Annotated in this window: 18 protein-coding genes; 10 read left to right on the top strand and 8 right to left on the bottom strand. The window is 71.6% G+C overall.

Annotated elements, in window-relative coordinates:
- Positions 1-24 precede the first annotated feature (24 nt).
- Entirely contained in the window at positions 25-1254 is a 1230-nt protein-coding gene (locus tag IE263_RS25295; RefSeq protein WP_189940056.1) for a phosphodiester glycosidase family protein, read from the top strand.
- A 12-nt stretch (positions 1255-1266) separates the two neighbouring features.
- Here the strand turns inward: IE263_RS25295 and IE263_RS25290 are convergent, their stop codons facing one another.
- From IE263_RS25290 to IE263_RS25265, 6 genes are all read right to left on the bottom strand, one after another.
- Positions 1267-1461 carry a hypothetical protein gene (locus IE263_RS25290; RefSeq protein WP_189940055.1) on the bottom strand — a complete coding sequence of 65 codons (195 nt, stop codon included), beginning with the start codon at positions 1459-1461 and terminating at the stop codon, positions 1267-1269.
- A gap of 114 nt (positions 1462-1575) precedes the next feature.
- On the bottom strand, positions 1576-2439 hold the full coding sequence (locus IE263_RS25285) for a phosphatidylinositol-specific phospholipase C/glycerophosphodiester phosphodiesterase family protein (protein WP_189940054.1): 864 nt from the start codon (positions 2437-2439) through the stop codon (positions 1576-1578).
- Positions 2440-2610: 171 nt separating this feature from the next.
- Positions 2611-3747 (bottom strand): acyl-CoA dehydrogenase family protein, encoded by a 1137-nt coding sequence (locus tag IE263_RS25280; protein ID WP_189940053.1) that lies wholly within the window; start codon positions 3745-3747, stop codon positions 2611-2613.
- A complete protein-coding gene (locus tag IE263_RS25275) occupies positions 3744-4928 on the bottom strand; it encodes an acyl-CoA dehydrogenase family protein (RefSeq protein WP_189940052.1) in 1185 nt (394 codons plus the stop codon). Before IE263_RS25275 ends, IE263_RS25280 begins: the two co-directional genes overlap by 4 nt.
- Positions 4925-5902: an NADPH:quinone oxidoreductase family protein gene (locus IE263_RS25270; protein ID WP_189940051.1), complete on the bottom strand. Its 978-nt coding sequence runs from the start codon at positions 5900-5902 to the stop codon at positions 4925-4927. The genes IE263_RS25275 and IE263_RS25270 overlap by 4 nt, the downstream gene beginning before the upstream one ends.
- A gap of 109 nt (positions 5903-6011) precedes the next feature.
- Positions 6012-6593 (bottom strand): helix-turn-helix domain-containing protein, encoded by a 582-nt coding sequence (locus IE263_RS25265; RefSeq protein ID WP_189940050.1) that lies wholly within the window; start codon positions 6591-6593, stop codon positions 6012-6014.
- Between the two features lie 79 nt (positions 6594-6672).
- Here IE263_RS25265 and IE263_RS25260 point away from each other — a divergent pair, with 79 nt between their 5' ends.
- The 5 genes from IE263_RS25260 to IE263_RS25240 all read left to right on the top strand — a co-directional run bounded on the left by IE263_RS25260 (position 6673) and on the right by IE263_RS25240 (position 11459).
- A complete protein-coding gene (locus IE263_RS25260; RefSeq protein WP_189940049.1) occupies positions 6673-7653 on the top strand; it encodes an NAD(P)/FAD-dependent oxidoreductase in 981 nt (326 codons plus the stop codon).
- 29 nt (positions 7654-7682) lie between these two features.
- Positions 7683-9221, top strand: a complete 1539-nt coding sequence (locus IE263_RS25255) for an ATP-dependent DNA ligase (protein WP_189940048.1) — start codon at positions 7683-7685, stop codon at positions 9219-9221.
- Between the two features lie 74 nt (positions 9222-9295).
- On the top strand, positions 9296-9736 hold the full coding sequence (locus tag IE263_RS25250; protein WP_229911157.1) for an NUDIX hydrolase: 441 nt from the start codon (positions 9296-9298) through the stop codon (positions 9734-9736).
- A gap of 75 nt (positions 9737-9811) precedes the next feature.
- A complete protein-coding gene (locus tag IE263_RS25245; RefSeq protein WP_189940046.1) occupies positions 9812-11197 on the top strand; it encodes an NADP-dependent succinic semialdehyde dehydrogenase in 1386 nt (461 codons plus the stop codon).
- Between the two features lie 25 nt (positions 11198-11222).
- Complete coding sequence (locus IE263_RS25240; RefSeq protein WP_189940045.1) at positions 11223-11459, top strand: DUF6213 family protein; 237 nt, start codon at positions 11223-11225, stop codon at positions 11457-11459.
- 93 nt (positions 11460-11552) lie between these two features.
- Here the strand turns inward: IE263_RS25240 and IE263_RS25235 are convergent, their stop codons facing one another.
- On the bottom strand, positions 11553-12779 hold the full coding sequence (locus IE263_RS25235; RefSeq protein ID WP_189940044.1) for an acyl-CoA dehydrogenase family protein: 1227 nt from the start codon (positions 12777-12779) through the stop codon (positions 11553-11555).
- Positions 12780-12949: 170 nt separating this feature from the next.
- Between IE263_RS25235 and IE263_RS25230 the strand changes: the two genes are divergently transcribed.
- The gene (locus tag IE263_RS25230) at positions 12950-13591 is read left to right on the top strand and encodes a TetR/AcrR family transcriptional regulator (RefSeq protein ID WP_189940043.1); all 642 of its coding nucleotides are present in this window, start codon (positions 12950-12952) and stop codon (positions 13589-13591) included.
- Positions 13592-13706: 115 nt separating this feature from the next.
- On the opposite strand, the gene def is transcribed toward IE263_RS25230, so the two are convergent.
- A complete protein-coding gene (gene def, locus IE263_RS25225; protein WP_189940042.1) occupies positions 13707-14261 on the bottom strand; it encodes a peptide deformylase in 555 nt (184 codons plus the stop codon).
- A 158-nt stretch (positions 14262-14419) separates the two neighbouring features.
- Here def and IE263_RS25220 point away from each other — a divergent pair, with 158 nt between their 5' ends.
- The 3 genes from IE263_RS25220 (at position 14420) to IE263_RS25210 (ending at position 17623) form a co-directional block, all read left to right on the top strand.
- Positions 14420-15658 (top strand): MurT ligase domain-containing protein, encoded by a 1239-nt coding sequence (locus tag IE263_RS25220; protein ID WP_189940041.1) that lies wholly within the window; start codon positions 14420-14422, stop codon positions 15656-15658.
- Between the two features lie 20 nt (positions 15659-15678).
- Positions 15679-16407 carry a type 1 glutamine amidotransferase gene (locus IE263_RS25215; RefSeq protein WP_189940040.1) on the top strand — a complete coding sequence of 243 codons (729 nt, stop codon included), beginning with the start codon at positions 15679-15681 and terminating at the stop codon, positions 16405-16407.
- 190 nt (positions 16408-16597) lie between these two features.
- Positions 16598-17623 (top strand): 6-phosphofructokinase, encoded by a 1026-nt coding sequence (locus IE263_RS25210; RefSeq protein ID WP_189940039.1) that lies wholly within the window; start codon positions 16598-16600, stop codon positions 17621-17623.
- Positions 17624-17665: the final 42 nt, after the last annotated feature.

Genomic DNA, 17665 nt, shown 5'->3' with positions numbered 1-17665 from the left:
GCCACGAACCACCCAGGGGGGTCTGTGACACGACATCAAAAACGGTCCACGAAGCGCAGAACGTCGCTGGTGCTTCTGACGGCCCTCGGCACGGTTGCCGGGGGCCTGCTCGTGGGCGCGGTACCGGCCGGTGCCGCGACCTGGACCACTCTCGCGGCGGGCGTGGCCTACCGTCAGTACGACCTGTCGGCCGCGGCCGGCACCACGCACGTGCATGTGCTGAGCGTCGACCTGACGAACACCCACGTCCGCCTCGGCCTGCTGTACCCGGGGAAGGTGGCCTCCCGCGCCACCGTCTCCCAACTGGCCACCGCGCAGAAGGCCGTCGCCGGCGTCAACGGTGACTTCTTCAACATCTCCGAGGTCCAGCACCCGGGCGTCGCCGCGACGGGCGCCAGTGTGGGCCCGGCGATCACCAACGGGGCGGCGCTCAAGGGCGCGGTCCCGGACGCCCAGCGGTTCGGGCCCGAACTGCCGCCGGGCACCAGCACGAAGAACGTCGTCGGCGTCAGCACCGACGGGCGGGCCCGGCTGGACAGCCTGGCGCTGAACGGGTCGGTCAGCACCCTCGGCCGGCGCCTGCCCCTGGGCGGCCTGAACCAGTACGCGCTGGCGGAGAACTCCATCGGCGCGTACACGTCCGACTGGGGCAGCGTCTCCCGGGCGCGGGCCACCTGCGGCACGGACACCGACCGGGCCGCGCCGTGCAGCACCAGCACTTACGAGGTGACGCTGAAGAAGGGCGTGGTCGTGTCGGCCTCGGCCACCCCGGGCAGCGGCGCCATCGCGGCGGGTACCACGGTGCTCGTCGGGCGGGAGGCGGGCGCCCAGCGTCTGCGGAGGTTCGTCAAGGGCCAGCGGGTCGCGGTGCGGTACGGCCTCACGGCGGCGTCGCAGCGCGCGTACCGCTTCGCCCTCGGGGGCTACCCGGTGCTCTCCGGCGGGCAGTCGCTGGCGGGGCTGGACGCGCGGACCTCGGCCGTGCGTACGGCCGTGGGCATCTCGAGCGGCGGGCAGCGCGTCCTGCTGTTCGCGGTGGACGGGGCACCCGCGTACCGCAAGGGCCTGACGATCGCCGAGGTCGCCAAGGCCCTGAAGAGCCTCGGCGCGACCGAGGGCTTCAGCCTGGACGGCGGCGGTTCGACGACCCTGGTCGCCCGGGCGCCGGGCGCCACCAAGGTGACGGTGCGCAACCACCCCTCCGGGGGTGCCGAGCGTCCGGTCCCCAACGGCATCGGCGTCTTCACGCAGTGATCCCGCACGGCCTCACGGCCGCAGGCTGCCGACGATGTCAGCCGTCGCCGTGAGGCCGCTGTGGATGGTGGGGGCCATGCTCGTACCGGCCAGGAAGAAGCCGAGCAGCAGGCAGACCAGAGCGTGCGAGATCTTCAGCCCGCCGTTGCGCAGGAAGATCACCGCCAGGATCAGCAGCAACAGCACCACGGAAATGGAAACGGCCACGTCAACCTCCTCCGCCACGTCTGCTTTCGCGGCATTCGGCCGCAAGTGTGGCGTAGCGGAGGGTTCGTCCGTGCGGCTGACCTGTCCTCCGAACGAGTGGTGTCCCTGCGATGCCTACGCCGAGCGGTGGGCGTCGAGGAACGCCTCCAGGCCGGCCAGGTCGTCGGTGTTGAGGTAATCGACGCCGGCGGCGAGGAGTTCGCCCCACAGCGCGTCCCGGGCGGGGCCCGCCACGTCGGGGGTGGCCCAGAAGCGGACCTTCTGCCCCCGGTCGTGCGCCGCCCGGACGATGGTGCGCAGCTTCTCCCGCTCCGCCGCCGGGAAGGCGCCGACGCCGCGCCAGGTGAAGTTGAGCGTCCAGTTGTCGCTGATCAGCGAGGCGAAAGAGGCCTCGGTGCTGCCGAGATCGGCGAGGCGGCCGTCGTAGAAGGCCCGGCGCACGGTCTGCGCCGCCATGGGCACACGGGCCGCTCGGTCACCCGAGATGACGGCGGTGACCGGTCCGCGGTGCACCCGGCCGTGGGCGTAGGTGGTGAACAGGTGCTTGTAGCGGCGCAGTTGGCGATCGAGTTCGAGGTACGTGGACGCACCCTCGGTCTTTATGTCGATCAGGAGCTGCAGCGGGGTGCGGTGACCGCGGTACACGGAGCCGTGGTTGGCCTTGACGCGGGCGGCGAGCGGCGCGAGGTACAGCGACTCCAGGGTGCGGGCCGGGTCGAGGTCCACGGGGTCGTGGGCGACGAGGAGTTGTCCGTCGACGAGGAAGATGTCGGCCTCGACACTGCCGAAGCGGTGGTCGAGGGCGTCGAGGAGGGGGCGCGGGTGCTCGTAGTCGTTGTGGGCGTGGGCGCGCCACAACGGGCGGGGACGGTGCTTGTCCTGTTCGTCGGCGAACGCGCTGCCGGCCGGCGGGGCGAGCACGCCCGCGAGCGCGGCGCCGAAGGTGGTCAGGGCTCTGCGACGGGTGATGAGGGCCATGCTCTGCCTCCCTGTGGGGCGGGTCGGAACCACAGGGAGTATGGGACGAAGCCGGCCCCAACGAACCTGTACATGCCAGGAGTTGGCCGACCCGCCGCCCCTTGTTCACTCCTTCGGTGCGGGCGCACGAAAAAGCCCGCCCCAGGTGGGGCGGGCTTCACCAGGTGACGATCAGGGAGCTTGCAGGTCGACCAGTTCGGCCACGGCCGAGCGGTGCACACCCGCCGTGCCGTAGGCGATCGAGTCCGCCTTGGCCCGCTTCAGGTACAGATGCACCGGATGCTCCCACGTCATACCGATACCGCCGTGCAGCTGCAGGGCCTCCTCGGCGGCGCGGACGGCGACGGGCGCCGCGTAGGCCTGGGCGACGGCGACCGCCACAGCCACCTCCTCGCCGTGCTCGCCGCTCGCCAGCGCGTCGGCCGCGTTACGGGCGGCGGCGCGGAGGTTGACGACCTCCAGCCACAGCTGGGCCAGCCGGTGCTTGAGCGCCTGGAAACCGCCGACGGGCCGGTTGAACTGCTTGCGCTCCTTCAGATAGCGCACGGTTTCCGTCAACGCCCAGTCGGCGAGCCCGAACTGCTCGGAGGCGAGCAGTCCGGCGCCGGCCCGCAGGGCGCGTCGTACGGCGGGTTCGGCGTCGCCCAGCAGGCGCCCCGGCGCCCCGTCGAGGACGACTTTCGCCACCGGACGGGTCAGGTCCAGGGACGCCTGCGGGGTGACGGTCACGGCGTCCGACCGCACCGCGTACAACCCGCCGTCGTCCGCGGGCACCAGCAGTACGTCGGCCACGGCGGCGTCCGCGACACCGGTCAGCTCCCCGTGCAGAGAGCCGTTCTCATGGCGTACGACCGGGTAGGCGCCGCCCGCCGGGACGTTCAGCGCGACGGCGAGGGCGCCGATGGCACGTCCGGACGCCAGCTCGGCGAGCAGGTCGTCGGCGATGGGGGTCCCCCCGCTCGAGCGAAGCCGAGAGTGGGGGAAGGCGAGCAGGGCCTCGGTGGCGACGACGGCGCTGGTCAGGAAGGGCACGGGAGCGACCGCGCGGCCCAGCTCCTCCAGGACGACGGCGGCTTCGCGATGCGTGGCGCCCTGGCCGCCCTTGGCCTCGGGTACGAGGAGTCCGGCGAGGCCCATGCCGTCGGCGAGGGCCTTCCACGCCTCCAGGTCGTGCGGGGCGTCCGACTCGGTCCGGGCGATCACGCCGGCCGCGTCGCAGTGGTCGGTGAGCAGATCGCGGACGGCGGCGCGGAGAGCCTCTTCCTCCTCCGAGTACAGCAGGTCGGGCTGTGTGCTCGTCGTGCTCATCGGGCGAGGTCCTTCCATGCGACGTCCTTGTCGGTGCGCGGCTCGGCGGGCAGGCCCAGGACGCGCTCGGCGACGATGTTCAGCAGGACCTCGCTGGTCCCGCCCTCGATGCTGTTGCCCTTGGAGCGCAGGTAGCGGTAGCCGGCCTCGCGTCCGGTGAAGTCGACGAGTTCGGGCCGGCGCATGGTCCAGTCGTCGTACAACAGGCCTTCTTCGCCGAGGAGTTCGACCTCCAGGCCGCTGATCTCCTGGTTGAGGCGGGCGAAGGCGAGCTTCATGCCGGCGCCCTCGGGGCCGGGCTGGCCCGCGACGAGCTGCTGGCGCAGGCGCTCGCCGGTGAGGCGGGCGACCTCGGCCTCGACCCAGAGCTTCAGCAGCCGCTGGTGCAGGTCGTGGGTGCGCAGTTCGGGGCGTTCCCGCCAGGCCTTGGCGACCGGACCGATCATGCCGCCCTCGCGGGGCAGCCGCATGCCGCCGATGGCGACGCGTTCGTTGTTCAGCGTGGTCTGCGCGACCCGCCAGCCGTCGCCGACCTCGCCGAGGCGGCGGGCGTCGGGGATGCGGACGTCGGTCAGGAAGACCTCGTTGAACTCGGCCTCACCGGTGATCTGCCGCAGCGGCCGCACCTCGACACCCGGGTCGGTCATGTCGCAGACGAAGTACGTGATGCCCCGGTGCTTGGGCTCGTCCGGGTCGGTGCGGGCGATGAGGATGGCCCAGCGGGCGATGTGGGCGCTGGAGGTCCACACCTTCTGCCCGTTGACCACCCACTCGTCGCCTTCCCGCACGGCCCGAGTGCCGAGCGCGGCCAGGTCGGATCCGGCGCCCGGCTCGCTGAACAGCTGGCACCAGACCTCCTCGCCGGTCCACAGAGGCCGCAGATAGCGCCGCTTCTGCTCCTCCGTACCGAACTGCAGGATGGTCGGCGCGGCCATCCCGAGGCCGATGCCGATGCGCCGCGGGTCGTTGTCGGGGGCGCCCGCGGCCTCCAACTCGGCGTCCACGACGGCCTGGAGCGAGCGCGGCACACCGAGGCCGCCGAGGCCCTCCGGGTAGTGCACCCAGGCGAGCCCCGCGTCGAAGCGGGCCCTGAGGAAGTCGAGGCGATCGGTCGTGGCCGGCGGATGCGCGGCCAGCAACTCCTGTGTGCGGCGCCTGAGTTCGCCTGCGTCGACGGTCATGCGGCGGCTCCGTTCTCCAGCGACGGTACGACGGCGACCCGGCCGGTGGTGACGCCGTCGGCGACCCGCTGGACCGCCGCGGCGGCCCCGTCGAGCGGCACGCGCTCACTCACCAGCGGCTTGATCGCGCCCCGGGCGGCCAGGTCGGTGAGCTGCTCGTGGCAGTGCTGGACCAGCTTCGGGTTCTTGGTGTTGTACAGGCCCCAGTGCAGGCCGAGGATCGAGTAGTTCTTCACGAGGGCGTGGTTGAGCGCCGGGCTGGGGATGGTGCCGCTCGCGAAGCCCACGACGACGATCCGGCCCTCGAAGGCGACGACCTTGGCGGACTGGGCGTAGGCCTCGCCGCCGACGGGGTCGTAGATCACGTCGGCGCCCCGGCCGCCGGTGGCCTCCTTGACGGCGGCGACGACATCCTCGCTCCGCCGGTCGATCACCACGTCACAGCCCAGCTCCCGGGCGACGGCGGTCTTGTCGGCGCCGCCCACGACACCGATGACCGTGGCGCCCGCCGCCTTGCCGAGCTGCACGGCCGCGCTGCCGACCCCTCCTGCGGCAGCGTGAACCAGCAGCGTCTCGCCGGCCTCCAGCCCGGCCCGGCGGTGCAGACCGAACCAGCCCGTCTGGTAGCCGATGTGCAGCGCGGCGGCCTCGGCGTCGTCCAGCGACTCGGGCGCGGGAAGGAGAGCGGCGGCGTCGGCGACGGCGTACTCGGCGAAACCGCCGTACGGCAGCGCGGGGTTGGCGATCACGCGGCGGCCGTCCTCGGTCTCGCCGCAGATCTCCACGCCCGGGGTGAACGGCAGCGGCGGCCTGACCTGGTAGTGGCCCCGGCACATCAGCACGTCCGGGAAGTTGATGTTCGCGGCGCGCACCTTCAGCAGGACCTGGCCCTCGCCGGGCGTGGGCCGCTCCACCTCCTGGAGCCGCATCACCTCGCTCGGCTCGCCGTTCTCGTGCACCTGCCATGCCTGCATGCGGAGCCTCCACGGGACTGCGTTGTCCGACCGGGACGACCGGGCCGGGATGACCGGGGTCACTCGCATACTAAGCGGTCGCTTGCCGATCAGGGAACAGTCAGATGCGTCACGACCGCTTGGGCCGCGCCCGTACGTGTATCCGCTCCCCCTGGGGTCCGAACAGGCTGAGGAACTCCGCCGGCCCCTCCCCCGTCGACCCGAACCAGTGCGGCACCCGGGTGTCGAACTCGACCGCTTCCCCCGAGGTCAGCACGATGTCGTGATCGCCGAGGACCAGCCGCAACCGCCCGGACATCAGGTACAGCCACTCGTAGCCCTCGTGGGTGCGCGGATCCGGCTCCTCCGTCGCCTGCGGTACCAGCACCTTGAAGGCCTGGAGACCGCCCGGCTGGCGGGTCAGCGGCCAGTACGTGCGCCCGTGCCGCACCATCGGCTGGGTCCGCACCCGGGGATCGCGCACCGCCGGCGCGCCCACCAGCTCGTCCAGCGCCACCTCGTGCGCCCGCGCGATCGGCAGCAGCAGTTCCAGGCTGGGCTTGCGCAGGCCCGACTCCAGCCGGGAGAGCGTGCTCACCGAGATGCCGGTCGCCTCGGACAGCCCGGCCAGCGTCGCGCCCCGCTCCTTGCGGATGCGCCGCAGCCGCGGACCGACCTCCGCGAGGACCTCGTCCATGTCGTCGTCGCTCATGAAGGACATTGCAGTTTCGGCAAACGTGTTTGTCAAGGCGGCAGAGGGCGGGCCACTGTCGCGGTGGAGGTGGTCACACATGACCGAGAACAGCACCGAGACATACGAAGTGATCGTGATCGGCGGCGGTACGGCGGGCCTGTCCGCCGCCCTCGTCCTGGGCCGGGCCCGGCGCCGCACCCTGGTCGTCGACGCGGGCGAGCCACGCAACGCGCCCACCGCCCACATGCACGGCTACCTGTCCCGGGACGGGATGCCGCCCGCCGAGTTCCTGGCGGCCGGCCGCGAGGAGATCGCCCGGTACGGCGTGGAGCTCGTCCGGGACCGGGCGGTGGACGCCACGAAGGGCGAGGACTTCGTCGTGCGGCTGGCGGGCGGGCGGACCGTACGCGCCCGGCAGCTCGTCGTCGCCACCGGTCTGAGGGACGAGCTGCCCCCGGTCGAGGGCCTCGCCGCGCGCTTCGGCCGGGACGTGCTGCACTGTCCGTACTGCCACGGCTGGGAGGTGCGCGACCAGGCTTTCGGTGTGCTCGCCACGAGCCCGTCGAGCGTGCACCAGGCGCTGATGGTGACCCAGTGGTCGAAGGACGTGATCCTCTTCCTGCACACGGTCGCCGAGGAGGAGCTGTCCGACGCGGACCTGCGCCGGCTCGCCGCCGCCCGGGTCGACGTGGTGCCCGGCGAGGTGGCGGGGGTCGTCGTCGAGGACGACCGGCTCACCGGGGTCCGGCTCGCTGGGGGCACCCCCTCCGGGCGAGGGAAGGTGCACGACCGCGAGACGCTGTTCGTGGCGCCCCGGGCGGTCCCGCAGACCGGCCTGCTGGAGCGGCTGGGTGCCGAGATGACCGAGACGCCGTTCGGCACGTACCCCGTGGTCGACGCGCGCGGCCTGACCACCGTCCCCGGCCTCTGGGCGGCGGGCAACGCGTCCGGATTCGCCGAGCAGGTGATCAACGCGGCGAGCCGCGGCTACCGGGCCGGGGCCGCGATCAACGGGGAGCTGCTCATGAGCGACCTCGACGCGGCCGTCCGGGACGGGGAAGGGACGGTGCAGGTGTAGTCGGCCCGCCGGCGTAGCACCATGGCTGCATGCTGCTGACCCGGCTCGCCGATGTGTCCCGGGAGGTCGCCGCCACCTCGGCGCGCTCCCGCAAGATCGCTCTGCTCGCCGAGCTCTTCCGGGACGCGGAGCCGGACGATGTGCCGGTCGTCATCCCGTATCTGGCGGGACGGCTCCCGCAGGGGCGGCTCGGCGTCGGCTGGAAGGTGCTCAGCCGCCCGGTCGCCCCGGCCGACGCGCCGAGTCTGACCGTGCGCGAGGTGGACGCCCGGCTCACCGAGCTGGGCAAGGTGTCGGGCACCGGCTCGCAGGCCGAACGCGCCCGGCTCGTCGGGGAGTTGATGGGCGAGGCCACCGCGGAGGAGCAGCGGTTCCTGCTCGGGCTGATCACCGGCGAGGTCCGGCAGGGCGCGCTGGACGCGGTCGCGGTGGAAGGGCTGGCGGAGGCGACCGGGGCACCGTCGCCGGACGTCCGGCGGGCGGTGATGCTGGCGGGCTCGCTCCAGACGGTGGCGCAGGCGCTGCTCACGGACGGTCCGACGGCCCTGGACCGCTTCCGGCTCACCGTCGGCCGCCCGGTCCTGCCGATGCTCGCGCACACCGCGTCCTCGGTGACCGAGGCGATCGGCAAACTCGGCGCCTGCGCGGTGGAGGAGAAGCTGGACGGCATCCGCGTCCAGGTCCACCGGGACGGAGACAGCGTACGGATCTACACCCGCACCCTCGACGACATCACCGACCGTCTGCCCGAACTGACGTCCGCCGCACTGGAGTTGCGTGGTTCCCGCTTCGTCCTGGACGGCGAGGTCATCGCCTTCGACGACACCGGCCGGCCCCGCTCCTTCCAGGAGACCGCGGGCCGCGTCGGCTCCCGCGTGGACGTGGCCACGGCCGCACGGGCCGTCCCCGTCTCCCCCGTCTTCTTCGACGCGCTGTCCGTGGACGACCGGGACCTGCTCGACCTGCCGTTCACCGAGCGGCACGCGGAGCTGGCCCGGCTGGTGCCCGAGCCGATGCGGGTGCGCCGGGCGGTGGTGTCCGGCCCGGAGGACCTCCCGGCGGCTGAGGAGTTCCTCAAGGAGACGTTGCTGCGCGGCCATGAGGGCGTGGTCGTGAAGTCCCTCGACGCCCCCTACAGCGCGGGCCGACGCGGGGCGTCCTGGCTGAAGGTCAAGCCCGTCCACACGCTCGACCTGGTGATCCTGGCCGCCGAGTGGGGCCATGGCCGGCGCACCGGCAAGCTCTCCAACCTGCACCTCGGCGCCCGCACCGCCGACGGCGGCTTCGCCATGCTCGGCAAGACCTTCAAGGGCATGACCGACGCCATGCTCACCTGGCAGACCGAGCGCCTGAAGGAGCTGGCCGTCGAGGACACCGGCTGGGGGGTGACCGTACGCCCCGAACTCGTCGTCGAGATCGCCTACGACGGCCTGCAGCGCTCCACCCGCTACCCGGCCGGCGTCACCCTCCGCTTCGCCCGCGTGGTCCGCTACCGCGAGGACAAGCGCCCGGAGGAGGCGGACACGGTGGAGACCCTGCTCGCCGCGCACCCGGAGGTACGGCCGTGACGGAGAAGACGGGCAGGACAGAGAAGACGGCCAAGACGGAGAAGACGGGGAAGCTCACGAAGCACAGCGCGGGCCTGCTGTTGTTCCGAAACACCGATGACGGTCCGGAGGTGTTGCTGGGGCATATGGGCGGCCCGTTCTGGGCGCGGAAGGACGCCGGGGCGTGGACGGTCCCGAAGGGCGAGTACGACCCCGACGAGCCGGCGTGGGAGGCCGCCCGCCGCGAGTTCCAGGAGGAACTGGGGGTGGCGCCGCCCGACGGCGAGGCGATCCCGCTCGGGGACGTCCGGCAGACGAACGGCAAGATCGTCACGGCCTGGGCGGTCGAGGCGGACCTCGACCCGGCGTCGATCGCGCCCGGCACGTTCGTCATGGAGTGGCCGCCGCGGTCCGGGCGGACGCAGGAGTTCCCCGAGCTGGACCGGGTCGCCTGGTACGGCCTGGACCGGGCGCGCGAGGTGATCGTGAAGGCCCAGGCCGCGTTTCTGGACCGGCTGGCGGAGCACTCGGACTGAGCGGACGCGTACGCGTTGCGGGGCCCACCGCGGCGCGGGAAGGTCGAAGCACAGCCAGTCCCCAGGAGGTCGGTCATGCCCATCGCTACGGTGAACCCGGCGAACGGCGAGACGCTCAAGACGTACGAGGCCATGGGCGAGGAGGAGCTCGAACGCCGGCTCCAGCTCGCGGAGGCCACGTTCCGCACGTACCGCACGACGGCGTTCGCCGAGCGCGCCCGGCTGCTGAACCGGGCCGCCGACCTCCTCGACGAGGACCAGCCGGAGATCGCCCGGGTGATGACCACCGAGATGGGCAAGCCGGTGAAGCAGGCGCGCGCGGAGGCCGCGAAGTGCGCCAAGGCGATGCGCTGGTACGCCGACCACGCCGAGGAACTGCTCGCCGACGAGGAGCCGGCCGAGGCCGATGTGAAGGACTCCGGTGCCTCACGCGCCCTGGTCCGCTACCGGCCGATGGGCCCGGTGCTCGCGGTGATGCCGTGGAACTTCCCCCTGTGGCAGGTGGTCCGCTTCGCCGCGCCCGCGCTGATGGCAGGCAACGTCGGCCTGCTCAAGCACGCCTCGAACGTCCCCCAGACCGCCCTCTACCTCGAGGACCTGTTCCACCGGGCCGGCTTCCCCGAGGGCTGCTTCCAGACCCTGCTCATCGGCTCCGGCGCGGTCGACGACATCCTGCGCGACGAGCGGATCAAGGCGGCCACCCTCACCGGCAGCGAGCCCGCGGGCCGGGCGGTCGCCTCCACCGCCAGCGAGATGATCAAGAAGACGGTGCTGGAGCTGGGCGGCAGCGACCCGTACGTCGTCATGCCCTCCGCGGACGTCGACCGGGCCGCCCGGGTCGCGGTGACGGCCCGCGTGCAGAACAACGGGCAGTCGTGCATCGCCGCCAAGCGGTTCATCGTGCACACGGACGTGTACGACCGCTTCGCCGAGCGCTTCACCGAGGGGATGAACGCGCTGACGGTCGGCGACCCGCTGGCGGAGGACACGGAGGTCGGCCCGCTGGCGAGCGAGCAGGGGCGCGGCGACCTGGAGGAGCTGGTGGACGACGCCAGGCGCAGCGGCGCGCAGGTGCTGTGCGGCGGCGAGCGCCCCGACCGGCCCGGCTGGTACTACCCGCCGACCGTCCTCGCCGGCGTCACCCGCGAGATGCGCATCCACCGCGAGGAGGCCTTCGGACCGGTCGCCACCCTCTACCGGGCCGCCGACCTCGACGAGGCGGTCCTCATCGCCAACGACAGCCCGTTCGGGCTGAGTTCCAACGTCTGGACGCGCGACGGTGCCGAGGTCGACCGTTTCGTCCGGGATCTGGAGGCGGGCGGCGTGTACGTCAACGGCATGACCGCGTCCCACCCGGCCTTCCCGTTCGGCGGGGTGAAGCGGTCGGGCTACGGGCGTGAGCTGTCCGGGCACGGAATCCGGGAGTTCTGCAACATCACCACCGTTTGGCACGGTGCGTGAGCGCTGCGCGGCTACGATCCCGGGTGTGAACCGCGAAGTGACTCTGCCTCTGATCGTCGACGACCGCGGGACCTTGCAGGTGGCCGCGGCCGACGTGAGCAAGCTGTTGCGGACGTTGGGGGGCCGGTGGCTGCATCTGGTCGAGGCCGGGGCGGAGGGGCTCGACGAGGACACCGTCGCCGCACTGACGATCGAGCTGGCGAAGCTGGCCGATCGTATCGATGTGGCGTGCATCGCGCACAGCAGTGGTAGTACGTCTTAGCCGACGCTCGGGTGGCTGAGTCAGGGGCGCGGGGAACTGCGCGACCAGCCACGGCGCACCCGCAGATCGCCTCGCGCAGCTCCCCGCAGGGCGTTACCGGATCGGCATCCCGGACAGCGTCCGGGCGATGACGAGCCGCTGGATCTCGCTCGTCCCCTCAAAGATCGTGTAGATGGCCGCATCCCTGTGCATCCGCTCCACCGGATACTCCCGCGTGTAGCCGTTGCCTCCGAGAATCTGCACGGCCTGGGCCGTGACCTTCTTCGCCGTCTCGCTGGCGAAAAGCTTCGACATGGAGCCCTCGGCCGCGGTGAACGGCTTCCCGTTGACCGCCATCCAGGAGGCGCGCCAGACGAGGAGACGGGCCGCGTCGATCGACGTCCGCATGTCCGCGAGCTGGAAGGCGACACCCTGGTTGTCGATGATCGGCCGCCCGAACTGCTCACGCGTCTTGGCGTAGTCGAGAGCGACCTCGTACGCGGCGCGGGCCGTACCCACGGCCATCGCACCCACGGCGGGCCGGGACGCCTCGAACGTGGCCATCGCGGCGTTCTTCACGCGCTCGCCGCCCGCCTTGGCCCTCTCCCGGGCACGCGCGAGCCGCTCGTCGAGCCTCTCCTTGCCGCCGAGGAGGCAGGAGCCGGGGACCCGGACGTCCTCCAGGACGACCTCGGCGGTGTGCGAGGCTCGGATGCCGTGCTTCTTGAACTTCTGCCCCTGGGACAGGCCCGGCGTGTTCGGCGGGATGATGAAGGACGCGTGGCCCTTGGAGCCCAGCTCGGGGTCGACGACCGCGACGACCACGTGGACGTTGGCGATGCCGCCGTTGGTCGCCCAGGTCTTCGTGCCGTTGATCACCCACTCGTCCCTGGCCTCGTCGTAGACGGCGCGCGTCCGCATGGAGGCGACGTCGGAACCGGCGTCGGGCTCGGAGGAGCAGAAGGCGGCGACCTTGACATCATTCGCGTCGCCGTACATCTGGGGGATCCAGGTGCCGATCTGCTCCTCGGTGCCGTTGGCGAGGACGCCCACCGCGGCCAGGCCGGTGCCGACGATGGACAGGGCGATGCCGGCGTCGCCCCAGAACAGCTCCTCCATGGCCATCGGAATGCCGAGGCCGGTGGCGTCGAAGTACTGCTGGGCGTAGAAGTCGAGGGAGTAGATGCCGACCTTCGCGGCCTCCTGGATGACCGGCCAGGGAGTCTCCTCACGCTCGTCCCATTCGGCGGCCGCGGGGCGGATGACATCAGCGGCGAAACCGTGCAGCCAGTCCCGGACCTCCTTCTGTTCGTCGTTGAGCTCCATGGTGAACTCGGCCATGTCCCCTCCAGCGGCGGTACGTGCATGTTACTAGCGGTAACACGAGTCTGTTACCCGTCGGTAGGAAAAGTCAACTCCTGATGACAGCTCGGCAGCCCGTTCGATGTCAGGCTGCCGTCAGGTGTTAGTTTGCGCAGGCGTCACCGAATCAGCACGGGTGGGGAGAGCACATGGACACCACACAGCGGACCGAGCAGCAGCGATCCGCCGACCGTCGTCGGCGCGAGTTGCTGGAGGCCGCGGACCGGGTGGTGCTGCGGGACGGACCTCAGGCGTCGATGAACGCGATCGCCGCCGAGGCCGGTATCACCAAGCCGATCCTCTACCGCCACTTCGGGGACAAGGGCGGACTCTACGCCGCCCTCGCCAAGCGGCACACGGACGCGTTGCTGGACTCGCTGCGGGCGGCGCTGGACGCCCCGGCGGAGCGGCGGGAGCGGGTCGAGGCCACGTTGGACACGTACCTCGCGGCGATCGAGGCCCGGCCTCAGGTGTACCGGTTCCTGATGCATCCCGCGGAGGGGTCGTCCGGGGACCAGGGGTTCGACGTCGGTAAGCATTCCGTGCCTTTGCTCCGCAGGATGGGCGAGGAATTGGCTCAGGTGATCGAGGATCGCCTGGATCTCGGGCCCGGAAGTCAGCAGCTTGCCCGGGTATGGGGGCACGGGATCGTCGGGATGATGCACGCGGCGGGTGACTGGTGGTTGGGTGAGCGGCCGTGTTCCCGGGCTGAGCTGGTACGGAGCCTCGCCGACCTGTTGTGGGGCCGGCTGGCCGCCGCGGGGGACAAGATGGGGGGTCCGGGGTTCTGACGGTCGTCTCCCGTCTGCCGGACGGATGTGGCTGGTCGCGCCCCCGGTGGGGTCCCCCCGCTCGAGCGCGGCCGAGGGTGGGGGAGGAGCCGCACATCGGTACAGTCCCGCACCCCTACGTGGGCAATCCCACCCGGTGCCAGGAGGCGCGGGTCACCTGGCGCATCAGCCTCCGCTTGCGCCAGCCGCCCACACGGTCCGCGTAGACCTTGCCCTCCAGGTGATCGCACTCGTGTTGCAAGCATCTGGCAAAGAATCCCGTGCCGTGCACGGTGATCGGCTCCCCCGTCATCGTGAAGCCCTCGACCACCGCGTGGTCGTAACGCTCCGTTCCCGCCTCCAGCCCCGGTAGGGACAGACAGCCCTCGGGCCCTCGGACCACCACGCCGTCGGCTTCGACGAGACGCGGGTTCACCACATGGCCCAGATGGCGGACGTCCTCGTCGTCGGGGCAGTCGTAGACGAACACCCGCAGGGACTCCCCCACCTGGTTGGCGGCCAGGCCCACGCCCCGCGCGGCGTACATCGTGGCGAACATGTCCTCGACGAGGCCGGCGAGTCCGGGGCCGAAGTCGGTGACCTCGCGGCAGGGTTCCCGCAGGACGGGGTCGCCGAGCAGGGTGAGCGGCCGGACGCGCCCTCGGGCGCCCGGGATGGAGCCGTGTCGCATGGCGGCAAGGGTACGGTCCTTTCTGACACGCGCATGCCGTGGGCAGCGGGAGGCGGTCCCGGGATTCGGGAGTGCGAATGGATCTCGATAGGCTGACCACCTACCACGTTGCCGTCAGGCTTCAGGCGCGGCGCGTACGCAAGGAGGATCGAGAACTGATGGCAGGCAACTCGGACCCGCTCACGCCGCGGGCCAAGCTGGCCGTGACCGCGGGCAAGGCGGTCGCTGCGGCGTCGCGCGCCGCGGGACGCGGCAGTGGATCGGTGATCGGCGGCCGGGTGGCACTCAAGCTCGACCCCGACCTCCTCGCCCGGCTCGCCCAGAACCTGGACGTCGTCCTCGTCTCGGCGACCAACGGCAAGACCACCACCACGCGGTTGATCGCGGAGGCGTTGCGGGCCGCGGGGCCGGTCGTGTCCAACGCGCTCGGCGCCAACATGCCGGCCGGCATCACCTCGGCGCTGGCGGGCGGTTCGGACGCCAGATACGGCGTGATCGAGGTCGACGAGAAGTACCTCGCGGGCGTGGCCCGGGACACCGACCCCAAGTGCATCGCACTGCTCAACCTCTCCCGCGACCAGCTCGACCGCGCGGCCGAGACCCGTATGCTCGCGGAGAACTGGCGTGAGGGGCTGGCCGGTTCCAAGGCCGTCATCGTCGCCAACGCCGACGACCCGCTGGTGGTGTGGGCGGCGTCCTCCTCCCCCAACGTGATCTGGGTCGCCGCCGGGCAGATGTGGAAGGACGACGCCTGGTCCTGCCCGTCCTGCGGTGGTGTGATGCAGCGTCCGGGTGACGACTGGTTCTGCGGCGAGTGCGGTTTCCGCCGGCCGACGCCGAGCTGGGTGCTCTCCGGCGACCACGTCCTCGACCCGCACGGCTCCGCCTGGCCGATCCACCTCCAGCTGCCGGGCCGCGCCAACAAGGCCAACGCCGCCTCCTCGGCCGCCGTCGCCGCCGTCTTCGGGGTGCCGCCGCAGGTGGCGCTGGAGCGGATGTACCAGGTGCAGGCCGTCGCCGGCCGCTACGACGTCGTCCAGTTCATGCAGCGCGACCTGCGGCTGCTGCTCGCGAAGAACCCGGCCGGCTGGCTCGAAACGTTCAGCCTGATCGATCCGCCGCCCACCCCGGTCATCCTGTCCGTGAACGCGCGGGGCGCCGACGGCACCGACACCTCCTGGCTCTGGGACGTCGACTACACGCGGCTGACCGGCCACCCGATCTTCGTCATCGGCGACCGCAAGCTGGACCTCGCGGTGCGTCTGGAGGTCGCCAACCAGCACTTCCAGGTCTGCGAGAGCGTCGACCAGGCCGTGCAGATGGCACCTCCGGGCCGTATCGAGGTCATCGCGAACTACACCGCCTTCCAGGACCTGCGCCGCCGCGTCGGCAACTGAGCACGAGGGACCATCACGTGATGAGTGACAACCAGCTGCGGGTCGTCTGGGTCTACCCGGACCTGCTCAGCACCTACGGCGACCAGGGCAACGTCCTGGTCGTGGAGCGCCGGGCGCGGCAGCGTGGCCTCGACGTGGCACGCCTCGACGTGCGCAGCGACCAGCCGATCCCGACCTCCGGCGACATCTACCTGATCGGCGGCGGCGAGGACCGGCCGCAGCGGCTCGCGGCCGAGCGGCTGCGCCGCGACGGGCACCTGTACCAGGCGGTGCAGAACGGCGCGATCGTGTTCGCGGTGTGCGCCGGCTACCAGATCCTGGGCCACGAGTTCGTCAACGACCTCGGTCAGCGCGAGCCGGGCCTCGGTCTGCTCGACGTCACCACGACCCGCGGCGAGGGCGAGCGGTGCGTCGGCGACGTCCTCGCCGACATCGACCCGCGCCTCGGCCTGCCGCCGCTGACCGGCTTCGAGAACCACCAGGGCATCACCCATCTCGGCCCGACCGCCCGCCCGTTCGCCCGCGTCCAGATCGGCAAGGGCAACGGCACCGGCGACGGCACCGAGGGTGCGTTCAACGACACCGTGTTCGGTACGTACATGCACGGTCCGGTGCTCGCCCGCAACCCGCTCATCGCCGACCTGCTGCTGAAGCTGGCGCTCGACGTGAACGCGCTGCCGCCGACCGACGACCGCTGGTACGAGGCGCTGCGCAACGAACGCATCGCGGCGGCGCAGCAGCCTGCCTGAGCTGTCTGTTCACCTGCTTTTCAGGGTGCCGTCAGCAGCCCGTCTGACGGTGCATCCGCACAGGTGAGCAGGCACGTCCAGCAGGCGGACGTGTGCTTCGGCCCCGCCCCCTCGTGCCGCTAGGGTGGCGGGGATCGAGCCGGACAGCGTGGTCCGGACCCGGCCCACGTGAAGAAGGTTGTTTCGGGCTATGCGCATTGGTGTCCTCACGTCCGGCGGCGACTGCCCCGGCCTGAACGCCGTCATCCGGTCCGTCGTGCACCGTGCCGTCGCCGACCACGGCGACGAGGTCATCGGCTTCCGGGACGGCTGGAAGGGCCTCCTGGAGTGCGACTACCTCAAGCTCGACCTCGACGCCGTGGGCGGCATCCTCGCCCGCGGCGGCACCATCCTCGGTTCCTCCCGTGTCCAGCCCTCGCATCTGCGGGACGGCGTGGAGCGGGCCCGCGGCCATGTCGCGGAACTCGGCCTCGACGCCATCATCCCGATCGGCGGTGAGGGCACGCTCAAGGCGGCCCGGCTGATGTCGGACAGCGGCCTGCCCATCGTGGGCGTGCCGAAGACCATCGACAACGACATCGCGGTCACCGACGTCACCTTCGGCTTCGACACCGCCGTCGGCGTCGCCACGGAGGCCCTCGACCGGCTCAAGACCACCGCCGAGTCCCACCAGCGGGTCCTCGTCGTCGAGGTCATGGGGCGGCACACCGGCTGGATAGCGCTGCACTCCGGCATGGCCGCCGGCGCCCACGCCATCGTCGTACCCGAACGGCCCTTCGACATCGAGGAGCTGGCCCGGCGGGTGGGCGAGCGGTTCGAGGCGGGGAAGCGGTTCGCGATCGTCGTCGCGGCCGAAGGGGCCAAGCCGGCGCCCGGGACCATGGCCTTCGACGAGGGCGGCAAGGACATCTACGGGCATGAGCGGTTCGCCGGGATCGCCCGACAGCTGTCCCTCGAGCTGGAGTCGCGGCTCGGGAAGGAAGCGCGGCCGGTGATTCTGGGGCATGTGCAGCGGGGTGGTACGCCGACGGCGTACGACCGTGTGCTGGCGACCCGGTTCGGGTGGCATGCGGTGGAGGCCGTGCATCGGGGTGAGTTCGGCCGGATGACCGCTCTTCGGGGGACCGACATCGTGATGGTGCCGTTGGCGGAGGCGGTCGAGACGCTGAAGACCGTTCCGGAGGAGCGGTACGCCGAGGCGGAGACCGTCCTGTAGGAGAGCCGTGAACTCCAGCTGCCCCCGGTGACAGAGGTCGCC

The organism is Streptomyces aurantiogriseus, assembly GCF_014649375.1.
GTDB lineage: Bacteria > Actinomycetota > Actinomycetes > Streptomycetales > Streptomycetaceae > Streptomyces > Streptomyces aurantiogriseus.
The sequence above is the reverse complement of the archived record's forward strand: the minus strand, read 5'-3'. Positions and strand labels throughout refer to the sequence as shown.